At 44.1% G+C, this 13022-nt stretch carries 10 protein-coding genes; 7 read left to right on the forward strand and 3 right to left on the reverse strand.

Annotated elements, in window-relative coordinates:
• Positions 1-2: 2 nt before the first annotated feature.
• Positions 3-1271 carry a DNA recombination protein RmuC gene (locus NBH14_RS21270; RefSeq protein WP_186961047.1) on the reverse strand — a complete coding sequence of 423 codons (1269 nt, stop codon included), beginning with the start codon at positions 1269-1271 and terminating at the stop codon, positions 3-5.
• 161 nt (positions 1272-1432) lie between these two features.
• Here NBH14_RS21270 and tpx point away from each other — a divergent pair, with 161 nt between their 5' ends.
• The 3 genes from tpx to NBH14_RS21285 all read left to right on the forward strand — a co-directional run bounded on the left by tpx (position 1433) and on the right by NBH14_RS21285 (position 3585).
• The gene (gene tpx / locus NBH14_RS21275) at positions 1433-1939 is read left to right on the forward strand and encodes a thiol peroxidase (protein ID WP_007653626.1); all 507 of its coding nucleotides are present in this window, start codon (positions 1433-1435) and stop codon (positions 1937-1939) included.
• Between the two features lie 61 nt (positions 1940-2000).
• Positions 2001-2141: a hypothetical protein gene (locus tag NBH14_RS21280; RefSeq protein WP_158579697.1), complete on the forward strand. Its 141-nt coding sequence runs from the start codon at positions 2001-2003 to the stop codon at positions 2139-2141.
• A gap of 226 nt (positions 2142-2367) precedes the next feature.
• Positions 2368-3585 carry an MFS transporter gene (locus NBH14_RS21285; protein WP_186961048.1) on the forward strand — a complete coding sequence of 406 codons (1218 nt, stop codon included), beginning with the start codon at positions 2368-2370 and terminating at the stop codon, positions 3583-3585.
• Positions 3586-3673: 88 nt separating this feature from the next.
• On the opposite strand, the gene NBH14_RS21290 is transcribed toward NBH14_RS21285, so the two are convergent.
• On the reverse strand, positions 3674-5266 hold the full coding sequence (locus NBH14_RS21290; RefSeq protein ID WP_186961049.1) for an arylsulfatase: 1593 nt from the start codon (positions 5264-5266) through the stop codon (positions 3674-3676).
• A 649-nt stretch (positions 5267-5915) separates the two neighbouring features.
• On the opposite strand from NBH14_RS21290, the gene NBH14_RS21295 reads away from it, so the two are divergent.
• Complete coding sequence (locus tag NBH14_RS21295; protein ID WP_186961050.1) at positions 5916-9011, forward strand: SusC/RagA family TonB-linked outer membrane protein; 3096 nt, start codon at positions 5916-5918, stop codon at positions 9009-9011.
• 34 nt (positions 9012-9045) lie between these two features.
• Complete coding sequence (locus tag NBH14_RS21300) at positions 9046-10653, forward strand: RagB/SusD family nutrient uptake outer membrane protein (protein ID WP_186961051.1); 1608 nt, start codon at positions 9046-9048, stop codon at positions 10651-10653.
• A gap of 208 nt (positions 10654-10861) precedes the next feature.
• Here the strand turns inward: NBH14_RS21300 and NBH14_RS21305 are convergent, their stop codons facing one another.
• Positions 10862-11701 (reverse strand): AraC family transcriptional regulator, encoded by an 840-nt coding sequence (locus NBH14_RS21305; protein WP_186961052.1) that lies wholly within the window; start codon positions 11699-11701, stop codon positions 10862-10864.
• Between the two features lie 151 nt (positions 11702-11852).
• On the opposite strand from NBH14_RS21305, the gene NBH14_RS21310 reads away from it, so the two are divergent.
• The gene (locus NBH14_RS21310; protein WP_250817746.1) at positions 11853-12446 is read left to right on the forward strand and encodes a flavin reductase family protein; all 594 of its coding nucleotides are present in this window, start codon (positions 11853-11855) and stop codon (positions 12444-12446) included.
• Positions 12431-13018, forward strand: a complete 588-nt coding sequence (locus NBH14_RS21315) for a PepSY-associated TM helix domain-containing protein (protein ID WP_186961054.1) — start codon at positions 12431-12433, stop codon at positions 13016-13018. Before NBH14_RS21310 ends, NBH14_RS21315 begins: the two co-directional genes overlap by 16 nt.
• Positions 13019-13022 lie beyond the last annotated feature (4 nt).

Here is a 13022-nt window from a genome sequence, read left to right on the forward strand (position 1 = left end):
TTTTATGATTCTTCCTCTTCTTCCGTCAATGGTCCCAATTCCGGTATGATTGCACGGGCTTCGCGGCCGCTCAGGGTGTCTACGTCTTTCAGCTTGCGTTGGATGGCGCGGGTACGGGTTCCGAGCACTTCTTCTATCTGGCCGCTGGCCGTTTGCAGGTTCTTCTGCGCTTTTTCCAGCATGCCGCCTACTTTTTCGAACTCTTTCTTTACCGCACCGAGTATGGTCCATACTTCACCGGAATGTTTTTGGATGGCCAGTGTGCGGAAACCCATTTGCAGGCTGTTCAGGATAGCGGCAAGGGTGGTAGGTCCGGTTACGACAACCTTATAGGTCCGTTGCAATTCATCCAGCAGGGCGGAGCGGCGCACTACTTCTGCATAAATGCCTTCGAAGGGAAGGAACATAATACCGAAATCGGTCGTCGCGGGGGGAGCCAGGTATTTGTCGGAAATGTCTTTAGCCATCTTTTTGATGGTTGTTTCGAGCAGCTTGCCTGCCGTTTCGATAGCCTGCGGGTCGGCATTGTCGTAAGCGTCCAACAATTGTTCATAAATATCTTTGGGAAATTTGGCGTCGATGGGGAGGTAAACGTATTCGCGGATATCGTCGCGCCCCGGGAGCTTGACGGCAAATTCCACGACCGCGTCCGAACCTTTGCGGGTGTGTACGTTCGCTTCGTATTGTTCCGGTGCCAGTATTTGTTCCAGCAACATGCTCAGTTGTATTTCTCCGATGTTTCCTCGTGTTTTCACATTGCTCAGTACCCGTTTCAGGCCGCCTACGTCCTGCGCCAGCGTCTGCATTTCCCCTAAACCTTTCTGCACGCTTTCCAGTTGTTCGGTAACGAGGCGGAAAGACTGGCCGATGCGGTCGTTCAGTGTCTTCTGTAATTTCTCGTCTACCGTGACGCGGATTTCATCCAGGCGCTTTTCGGTGTTGGCAACCAGCAGGCGCTGCTGTTCGTCGAGATTGGCGAACTTTTCCCGTTGGAGGTTGTTGAAAGAAGCGATGCCCCGGTCGAAAGCCTCCCTGAATTCGTTCATGGAGCGGGTCAGTTCTTCCCGGTTGTCGCGGGCAACGATACGGCCCTCTTCGCGGTTCAGCCGGAAGTCTTCCCGGAAGTTCTTTTCAATGCGTTCGAAGGAACGTTGCATTTCATCGAGCAAGCGTTTCAGTTCGTTTTGTGTATCGGATTTATCCTCTTTCGGGCGGAATAAGATTTGTAAAACAATGATAATAATAAGTCCGCAAATAATTAACCAGTTCATGTCGTTCTATTTTGCGGCAAAGATAGAAAAACAGTTCTTAGGGCAAGTGATTAAAAAGAGTTAAAAGGAAAAACATTCTTCATTAACGTTTGTTTTAGTCATACAAAGCGGCCTATATTTGTACGTCGCTTTTTAGTAACAAAACATAAAATACTACAAAGATGGCAAAGATAACATTTAAAGGTAATCTGGAAGTAAATACGAACGGAACATTACCGGCAGTCGGAGCAGAGGCTCCCGATTTCAAAGGAGTAAAAAGTGACTTATCTGAATTATCACTGAAAGAACTGAAAGGAAAGAACGTTGTAATCAATGTTTTTCCGAGTTTGGATACAGCCGTGTGTGCTGCTTCGGTGAGACGTTTCAACAAAGAAGCTGCTTCTTTGCCAAATACTGTGGTGCTGGCTGTATCGAAAGATTTGCCTTTTGCGCACGGACGCTTCTGTACTACGGAAGGTATTGATAAAGTGATTACACTTTCTGCATTCCGCTGTTCGTGCTTTGAAGATAAGTACGGGATGCTGATGGTTGATGGTCCGCTGAAAGGGTTACTGGCCCGCGGCGTGATAGTAGTCGACGAAGCAGGCAAGGTGGTATATGAGGAACTGGTTCCTGAAATTACCAACGAACCGAATTACGAAGCCGCAATCGCTTCGCTAAAAAACTAATTAAGTAGATTATTGTTTTTCATTGGTTAAAGTTAAGGGTTAGTGTAGAAGGCTGTCGGATGTGAATCCCGCAGCCTTCGTTTTGTTGTACCGAAAACTTTCGTATGCCGATGATACCCGCCGGAAATTCCCCAATTATCAGGTACGCCAGTATATCGTATATATCTGTGCCAACCGCTGGTGGAAATGCTGGGAGGTATAGCGAAAAAACAGCATTGTTATTAATCATCGTTTGGTAATTCATATTTTATTCGTATACTTGCAGAAAATAAAATAATCTTTATGTGTTCAATAACTTCTAAATCAGGCATCATTTATTTGGTGTGATAAACGGATAAGATCCTTTTTGTCTTCTGAGTTTATATTGTCGATTTCCCGGAACCGTGGGGGAATCCCGTATCTATTATTGTTCTATTATAAAAGAAGTTATGAATAACTGGAAAAAAGTATTCGCCATTATATGGACCGGTCAGTTCTTCTCTATCCTGACCAGTTCAATCGTTAATTTTGCAATCATCCTATGGCTTAGTTTTGAAACGAAATCGGCAGAAGTGCTGGCTTTTGCTGCCATAGCAGCCATGCTTCCGCAATCGGTATTGGGACTGTTTACCGGTATCTTTGTAGACCGTTGGAAAAGGAAGCGGGTGATGATACTGGCAGATAGCTTTATCGCTTTCTGTACATTGATCCTGGCTGTCCTGTTCTATCTGGATATAGCGAAGATCGAACATATTTATATTTTATTGGCTTTGCGTTCGGTAGGTTCGGCTTTTCACATGCCGGCCATGCAGGCGTCGGTCCCTTTGCTGGCTCCGAAGTCGGAACTGATTCGTATTGCCGGCATCAACCAGATTATTCAGTCTGCCTGTAATATTGCCGGGCCGGCCCTGGCTGCGCTTTTCATCTCTTTTATGAAGATGACGAATATCCTGCTGCTGGATGTGATTGGTGCGGCTCTGGCATGTACTTCACTCTTGTTTGTGAAAATCCCTGATCCGGATAATACGGAAAAAACGCAGAAAGTACATCTCTTGAAAGAAGCGAAGGAAGCCTTGACAGAGGTCCGTGCACAAAACGGATTGTCGTGGTTGTTTATCCTTTCTATCATTGCTACATTCTTTATTATGCCGGTCAGTGTTTTGTTTCCGTTGATGACGTTGGATCATTATTCAGGAAATGCTTTTCAGATCAGTCTGGTTGAAGCAGCCTGGGGAATAGGAGCCTTGCTGGGCGGTGCTTTTCTGGGGATGAAGAAGTTTAAGCTGAATGAGATTTCATTGATAAACTGGATGTATATCCTGTTGGGAGTTACGTTCGGATTGTCTGGTATCCTGCCGGTTTCAGGTTACCCGTTGTTTGTCGTATTGACGGCGGTTGGCGGTATATCCGGTTCTCTTTATATGGCTTCTTTTACGACGGTGGTACAGACACGTATCAATCCGGTGGTGATGGGACGTGTGTTCTCGTTTTATATGAGTGTCAGCCTGCTACCTTCGATGATCGGCTTGTTGAGTACCGGATTTCTGGCGGATACGATCGGTATTGGGAATACATTTATAATCGGTGGGGGACTGGTGGGAATGATCGGTGTGATCTCGTTTGCTTTGCCAGCCATAAAAGAATTGAAGAAGGGATTTGATAAATAGTAAAAGGTCTCACTATAGTACACAGATGACGCAGATCGGACAGATGAGCACAGATTTTCAGTGTGCCATAGTGAGACTTTTGTAACGTTTACTCTTTCCCGCTTTGATTCGGATAGAGCGATTTATAATACTTGACGCGTTCTCCCCAGGGACGGTATTCAAATGGAAAGACATGCTTTTCTTCGGCCCATCGGTTCCATTTATTTTCTAAAGCTTTTACTTTCTCCGGGAACAAGGCTGCCTGGTCGTTTTCTTCAAACGGATCAGTCGTCAGGTCAATCAACTCCCAGGGATGTTTGGCATTATCACGTACCAGTTTCCAGCCGTCTGAAATGATGGCACAGGAAGTGTTGTGTTCGAAAAATAAATCCCGTGAAGCCAGCTTTCTATTTTGGATGGCGGGCAACAGGCTTTCCCCTTCAGTGGTATGTAACTTTTTGTTGTTGAATTGTTTGGGATATTTGGCTGAAGCCATTTCCAGGCAAGTAGGCATAACATCAATAATATGGCTGAACTCCCGGCTGAATTTGCCTTTGAGAACATTCTTTTGCGGATCGCCATAGGTAACGATGAAGGGAGCACTTGTACCTCCCTGGAAACACAATGCTTTATAATCCCTGTAAGGCGTATTGCTCAAATCCGCCTGCAGCTGAGCTATAAATCCGCCTTCCCGGGTGGCGCCGTTATCGCTCATAAACAGGAAAATAGTATTATCGTAGATTCCTTTTTCTTTGGTAGCGGCAATAACTTCCCCGATGCCGTCGTCCATTATTTCAATCATGGCGGCATAGGTAGCCATATCGGTTATCCATGCTTCCTGTTGTTCGGGAGTGAGGCTGGTCCACGCCGGGCGCTTCCCTTCGAATTCTTTCTGATGGATGGGAAGCGTATCTCCGGCATTTATCAATCCCATCTCTTTTTGGCGGTCGAAACGTTGTTGCCGCAAGATGTCATATCCCACTTTATACCGTTGCCGGCATGATTCTACCCGTTCTTTGGGGGCTTGCAACGGTCTGTGCGGGGCATAATGCGCCAGGTACATGAACATTGGGAGATCGGCCGGATGGCTGCGGATAAAACTGACGGCTGAATCCGTAATGGCCGTTGTGTAATAAAAGTCGTCGGGGAATTGGGTGATGCGTTTCATGTTCGAATAGACAGGAGTCGGTGTATAATAGCTTCCGCCTCCACTCAGGCAACCATAATATTTATCGAACCCCCGTTGGGTAGGATAACTGCCGTTTGGTTTTTCGAAGGCGCCTTCCACTGTCAGATGCCATTTGCCACTCATATAAGTTGCATATCCGTTGGCCTTTAATATTTCGGCAATAGTTGGGAAATCGGTGGATATCTGTCCCCGGTATCCGGGTCGGTGTTCGTCGACAGCCGTCATCCATCCCATTCCCGCTTCATGCTGGTAACGCCCGGTCATGAGGGCGGCACGGCTGGGACAACTGCGTCCGGTGTTCTTGAACTGGCTGAAACGTACTCCGTTAGTTGCCAGAAAATCAATGTTGGGAGTTTGAACTTCTCCTCCGTAACATCCCAAATCGGAAAATCCCATATCGTCGCATAGGATCAGAATAATGTTGGGATGCGTTTGGTCGCCGGCATTACCGGCTGCCGCGAACTGTGCCATAGAGGCAAGAGCCACGGAACTCAATAGAATTTTATTCGTCATGTTATCTAAGGTTATAGAAATAAATTGTTACTTCTCCTTCTTAATAGAGTTTTCATCATAGATCCGGGGATAAAGTTACGGATAAGTTTTCAGAATATTCTATCCGTCTTTGTGAAAGATATTGTTATGATGCATTTACTGTGTATGGAGCTTGTTGTGGGATTTGTTATAATTGATTATTTATATAAAAGATTATTAATGTGGTTGATGGCGGTGATTGTGTCGATGATTCATTCCTTACTTTAAAAAATAAGATATAAGGTGTTTTTGTATTAAGTTCTTACAGAACTAATTTAATACCGACCCTGCAAATGTAATATTAATTTTATAATAAAGCATTAAATTGTATAGATTATTCAATAATAGTCAAGTCATTGGAGATCGTTTAATAATAATAACGTTTAAACTAAAGTTAATCCATTAAAAAGATAGATGGTCGTCTATTTGGAGTTAACATGTTGAAAACATGCTGTTTGTGAAATGATAAAAGCCATAGTTCTGTAAGAACTGTGGTTTCATAGGAATAAGATTTTTACAGAAGGAGTAAATGTTAATACCATGAATGAGGTGAATCTATAAGTAAAGTGAGTTAATCTCCTTAAATCTTATTAATAAAGTTACTAGTATTATTAAACAAAAAGCAATTGTTATGTTGAAAATCGTAAGACCAGTCAGCCTTTTGTTGTTGTCAGCCACATTGTGCTCCGGAGGGACAGCACATGCTTCCGACAGTACGGCAACACCTAAAGTTGACATTTCTCAGCAACAAAAGAGTTTAAAAGGAACAGTTAACGACGATTTCGGCTCTGTTGCCGGTGCCTCTGTTGTTGTAAAAGGAACAACGAACGGTACTGTTACCGACATGGATGGTAACTTCGTACTGGATGTAAAAGCCGGGGATGTGATCCAGATCTCTTTCATCGGCTATCTGACACAAGAAATTAAGTACACAGGACAATCGACTCTTAAAGTTACTCTGGCTGAAGATACACAAAAGCTGGACGAAGTCGTGGTGGTAGGATACGGAACCCAGCAGAAAGCCAACCTATCCGGAGCCGTAGCCTCTGTGGCAAGCGAAGAACTGACAAGCCGACCGATCTCGAATGTATCCTCCGGTTTGCAGGGATTGATGCCGGGTGTAACGATCACAGCCGGTGAAGGTCGTCCCGGTGAGGATGGCAGTAATATCCGTATCCGTGGTGTCGGGACGTTGAATAACGCTTCCCCTTATATCCTGATCGACGGGATCGAGAGCGGTTCGATGGACAGTATCGACCCGAACGACATCGAAAGTATCTCTGTCCTGAAGGATGCCTCCTCTGCCGCCATCTACGGTTCGAAAGCCTCCAACGGAGTTATTCTGATAACGACCAAACGTGGTAAGACCGGTGCTCCGCGCGTTACTTACAACGGATATATCGGAGTGTCAAGCCCGACTGCTGTAATAGACCGTGTCAGTTCGGCCGAATATGCGATGTTGTATAACCGGATTGACGATGATAACGGACAGCCTCACCGCTACAGTGATGAAGACATCCGCCTGTTTCAGGATGGCTCCGACCCGTACGGACATCCGAACACAGACTGGAATGATGCCGCTTACCAAACCGGTGTATTGCATAAACACAATGTAAATATCAGCGGAGGGACTGAGAATACGAAATATATGGCTTCTGTCGGTTATCTGGGACAAACCGGTATTCTTCCCAATTCGGAACGTAAACAATTCAACGGCCGTACGAACCTGGATATGAATATCACGAAGAAACTGACGGTTCGCTTGAATATGTCATATATAAAGAACGACTATAAAGACCCCAACTCCAATTACGGCGGCGGTTGGTCGGACCAGATTATCCGCCAGCTGAATATTCTGAGCCCGATGATTCCGGTTTATAATGAGGATGGAACATATGGTGCAACAAATGACGGTAACCCTATCGCCTGGCTGGACTCCGGACAGACTGTGGACAAATACAACCAGAATTTTACCGGTTCTCTTGCAGTCGACTACCAGATCATAGACGGACTGAAGGCTACAGTGTCCGGTTCGTATGTAAATGACGACCAGCACTTCAAGGCATTTGTTATGAAATTGGATACCGACCCGGCACAGGCCAGTCGTCCGAACAGCCTGGAAGAACGTTTCACCAACTGGTCACGTTATAATTTCGATGCTTTGCTGAACTATGACAAGACATTCGGTAATCACGGTTTGAAAGTGATGTTGGGATATCATGCCGAGAAATATGATGTGCGTTACAACAAGGAATACCGCGAAAACTTCCCGAATAACGAACTGGATGATATGAATGCCGGTGCTACAGCCACCCAAACCAACGAAGGTTTTACCCGCAAACTGAATATGCTTTCTTATTTCGGCCGTGTAAACTACGACTATGCCGGCAAATACCTGCTGGAAGCAAACTTCCGTTCGGATGCTTCTTCTCGTTTCGCCCCCGGACACCGTTGGGGATATTTCCCTTCCTTCTCCGCAGCATGGCGTATCAGCGAAGAGAGCTTCATGGAAAATACGAGAGGCTGGTTGAATAGCCTGAAACTTCGCGGATCATGGGGTATGCTGGGTAACCAGGATGCTTTGAGCGACGGGACACCGACAGGCGGTGACTTTTATCCTTGGTTGAATACGTATAACCTGGGTGCCAACTATCCTTTCGGAAGTGCGTTGACGACCGGTTATTATCAGAGTAATTATAAAATAGCAGACCTTTCGTGGGAAAAGTCAACGACATGGGGTATCGGGATAGATGCAATGATCAATAATAAGATCAGCTTTACTTTCGATTACTACGATCGCAAGACAACCGATATCATCATGGAAGTTCCGGTGCCGACGGAATTTGCGCTGGGTGCTTATAAAGATAATGTAGGTGCCATGCGTAACCGCGGTGTCGAGATGCAGTTGGGCTACAGTAACCAATGGGGTGACTGGAAGTTCGGTGTAGTCGGCAATTTTGCCTATAACAAGAATAAGATAGAAAACCTGGGAGGTGTTAACCGTATGTCTGACGGCGACTTCATGCGTCAGGTCGGTTCTCCTATCAATTCCTGGTTCGTGTACAGAACAGACGGTTTCTTCCAGTCGGACGAAGAGGCACAAGCCTGGATGGATAAATATGCCGGTCAGGACGGATATCCGTTCGGCCTGAAATTTAAAGGGGGCGACCTGAAGTATGTCGATACCAACAATGACGGTAAGATCACTGCCGAAGACCGTGAACTCTATAAGACAAAAGATCCGGTGATGACATTCGGCCTGAACCTGAACGGTGCTTATAAGAACTTCGACCTGACGCTTAACTTTACCGGTGCGGCAAACGTCGGTTTCGCTTATACCAAAGAAGCCTTCGGTGAATTTTCCGGCAGTGCTGGCCACCCTTCAACAGCCTGGCTGGACTCATGGACGCCCGAAAATAAAGGAGCAAGTATGCCCCGTGTGGCAGAAGCCCGTAAGTCACCGAGTGAAGCATCCGTTGTCATGTCTGACTTCTGGATCATGAATACGAGCTATCTGCGTCTGAAGACTGCACAGTTAGGCTACACCTTCCCGAAAAGCCTGATAGAAAAAGCCGGTATTCAAAGCCTGAGGATTTATTATTCGGCAGAGAACCTGCTGACATTCGATTCTATGCCGTTGAATGTAGACCCGGAGACAGTCAGCACCCGTTTGTCAAGCTATCCTTTGTCTACTACCCATTCATTCGGAGTAAATGTTACGTTCTAAACTATTAATGACTATCTAATATAAGTTGAATTTTATGAAACGATTATCAATATATTTAATGGCCGGAGCAGCGTTTTTATCTACATCCTGCTCGGACTTTCTGGATACGGCTCCACATGATGCATTGTCTCCTTCCACCACCTGGAAGACCGAAACGGATGCTGAAAGTTTCGTGGTGGGATGTTATAACGGTCTGTGGGATCCGACCGCCATTCTCTATCTCGATTGTGGTTCAGATATTGCTTACAATAACTTCCCGTGGGAAGGTTGGCGCCCCTGGGGTGACGGTTCTTTGTCAAGCTCCAACCCCGGCAGTTCATTTTATAGCTTCACGACTATCCGCCGTTGTAACACCGTGCTGGAGAATATCGACAATGTAACATTCAAGTCGGAAGCAACGAAGAATGACCTGGTAGCACAGGCGAAAGCGATTCGTGCTTATAAATACTTCCAGATGAACTGGTGGTATGGCGGTGTGCCTATCATCGGCTCTTATCAGTCAGCCGAAGAAGCCCAGGTGCCACGTAATACCGAAGAGGAAGTTCGTCAGCAGATAGCCAAAGACCTGGAAGATGCTTTGACGGGTATTAATACGACACCGGCTGCCCGCGGACGCATCGGCAAAGGCGGTGTACTGGCAATAAAAATGCGTGAGGCATTGTATTATGGGGAATGGCAGAAGGCTAAAGAGGCTGCCCAGGCCATCATCGACCTGAAGCAGTATGAATTGGAACCCGATTATTCCAATTTGTTCAAGCTCACCGGTACAGATTCGAAAGAGGTGATCATTGCTGACCAGCGTATCCCTAATACATTCGGTTTGGGAGTGATCGGCCAGATGTATAATAATGTAGACGGTGGTTGGTCTTCTATCGTCCCCACCCAGAACCTGGTGGATATGTATGAAATGACAGACGGTAAAACGAAGGAAGAGTCAGCCTTGTATGATGCGGCCCATCCGTTTGCCAACCGCGATCCCCGTATGGCGATGAGTATTCTTTATCCGGGACAGGACTGGAGAGGTTCGGTGCTGAACACGCTGGATAAAACACTGGCGGATAAGTCGGATAATAAGAACTATCCCACCTACACCGATAATGCTTCGAAATCCAGTCTGACCTGGGCGAAATATCTGGACCCCATCGACCAGTATCCCAATATGTGGAGTACCGGAACTTGTGTGATCGTGTTCCGGTATGCCGAAGTTTTGTTGTCGTATGCCGAAGCGGAGAATGAATTGAACGGTCCTTCCGCCCAGGTGTATGATTATCTGGATCAGATCCGTACCCGTGCCGGCATGCCTGTTGTGGACAGAGCCAGATACAACACGAAAGAAACATTGCGTGAGTTGATTCGTCGTGAGCGCTGCATTGAATTGGCGGGTGAAGGCTTGCGTCGTGCAGATATTCTGCGTTGGAAAGATGCCGCAGGAAAGATGTTGGCCGAAACATTATTGAACGGTCCGTTGTACCGTATCGTCGGTACTATCGATTACAACGAGACAGATCCTTATAAACGTGCCGTCGTAACAGGTAAGGACCTGATTGAAAACCGTGAGTTTGCAGCCAAGAACCGTTATCTGCCGATCCCGCAGGATAGCATGGATAAGAATCCGAACCTGAAACAGAATTCCGGTTACTAACGTATCATTATGTTGAAACTACCGGAACGAATCTTCCGGTAATACATTGGTTAAAGTTAGGGGTTAATATGGAAGGCTGTCGGATATGAATCCCGCAGCCTTCGTTTTTTTACTTTCCCGGCAGGCGACGGGAGTCAACCTCTTACTGCCTGAACATCCGATACGTCACATAGATAAGCAACAGCATCATATCCGGCATCAACCAGTTTTATTTTCCAGTATTTTTATATTCAGAAGGATTAAGCCCTTCACGCCGTTTAAAGAATTTGGACAAATGGCTTACATCGGTAAAATCAAATTCATTAGCAATTTCTTTCAACTTGATTTCTCCTGTTTCTAACCTTCGCTTGATGAGTTGTATTTGTATCTTTTCAATGTATTCTTTATAACTTATTTCAAAATTACGCTTAAAATAGGTACTGAAATAAGATGGTGAGATATTGAAATGATTAGCAATCATATTGATAGAAATACAGTCGCGATTATAAATATTCGCTTGAATGTATGCCGCTATATGAGCATTAGTTGGTGTCTTCTTCTTTAATTCAATATTTCGGTTATCAAGATATTCTTTAATCATCCCAAAAATGGAAAGAATATGATAATACACTATGGACGAACGGAGTACGTTAATCGTCGAATTATAGAGGATAATATTCTCGAAAATATTCTTTAAGATGGTCTGACAGGGTTCGTTTACTGTTATTTTATCCTCTTTCAACCATTGAATTTGCATGATGGAAGTTGGAGTTATTTCTTGTGAAAAAGACTTTGAAGAACGATTATAAGTCTCAAAATAGTCAGAGGTGAATTTAATATACGTGAAACGTGTTACGGTTTTCACCGTGAAATAGTGCCGGTCACCAGGAGCGAGTAGGAATAAATCTCCTTTTTCATAAGGAATTGTGACTTCATTGAATACATGAACTCCACATCCATAATGGATATAGATGATTTCAAAATGGTCTTGAGCGTGTAATTCGCAAGAATATTCTTCCTCAATTACATCTATAACCTTTAATGATTCTAACTGGCTGCACTTTTTCATAGCACAAATATACAAAACATTGTAATAAGAATACAAGTATTTTGATTCTAGCCTCGTCTATCTTTGTGAAATAATTATTAACTAATAATAGAATATGAAAAAGAGAGCTTTCTTTTCAACAATTTTAGGTACATTATTAATTACTTCATGTATGGAAAATAGTAAAAAAACAGACAAAACGGTCATTTGGAAGGAGGACGGCACGGGTAATACAAGTTGGCATTCTCGTTACGACCGGATAGAAGCAACCGACCTTCCTGACAACGTGATAGACCTGATAGGTAAGCAATGGATGTTAGTAACAGCCGGAAACAAAAGTTCTTATAATACAATGACAGCTGCATGGGGGGCTGTTGGCTATATGTGGAGCAGACCGTCCACCTTTATTGTGATTCGTGATTCACGATATACCTATCAGTTTCTGCAACGGGAGGAAAGTTTTACACTAAGTTTCTTTACTGAAGAATATCGGGGAGCACTTAGAATTTGCGGAACAAAATCGGGACGTGATGCAGACAAGGTTTCGGAAGCGGGATTAACCCCGTTAGAAATCCCTTCCGGATTGATGAGTTTCAAAGAGGCTCGAATGATTATAGAATGTAAAAAGATATTCGTTCAAGAGATGGATTATGCATATTTGACCCAGCCTTACAAAGAGAAAATTATGGAAGAATCTTATAACAATGAGCCATCCAAACATCAACTTTTCATTTCAGAAATAACTAGTATATGGATAAAGAAATAACAAGCAGATTACGGATAGGCAATTTGTTCCGACGTTATTGTAGGACGGTTCACACTCACCTGTCTTTTTTCTTTACGGGAGTGATTCTTATTTATGCAGTATCGGGTATAACGATGAATCATTTAAAAGATTTTAATCCTAAATATTATATTACTGTAAACAATTATGCCGAAAATGGAATATTTCCTCACTCCCGTAATTTTACAAAAAAGGAAATAATACAGTTGTTAAAAAAGATAGATGAACAGAATAATTATATCAAGCATTTCTATCCAAACAGTTCGACACTGAAAGTTTTTCTGAAAAGCGGTTCAACATATGTACTTAACATTCAAACGGGAAATGTTACTTATGAAGGAGTAAAGAAAAGACCTGTTTTTTATCAATTTTCATATCTCCATTATAACCCGGGAAATTGGTGGATTTATTTTTCAGACCTATTTGCCGCTTGTCTTATTTTAATATGTATAAGCGGAATTCTAATAAATAAAGGTAAACGTGGTCTGTTCGGGATAGGAGGAATTGAACTGTTGGCAGGTATATTAATTCCCATATTAGCTTTATTTTTATAAATAG

This window comes from Parabacteroides caecihominis (assembly GCF_023656785.1).
Lineage (GTDB): Bacteria > Bacteroidota > Bacteroidia > Bacteroidales > Tannerellaceae > Parabacteroides > Parabacteroides segnis.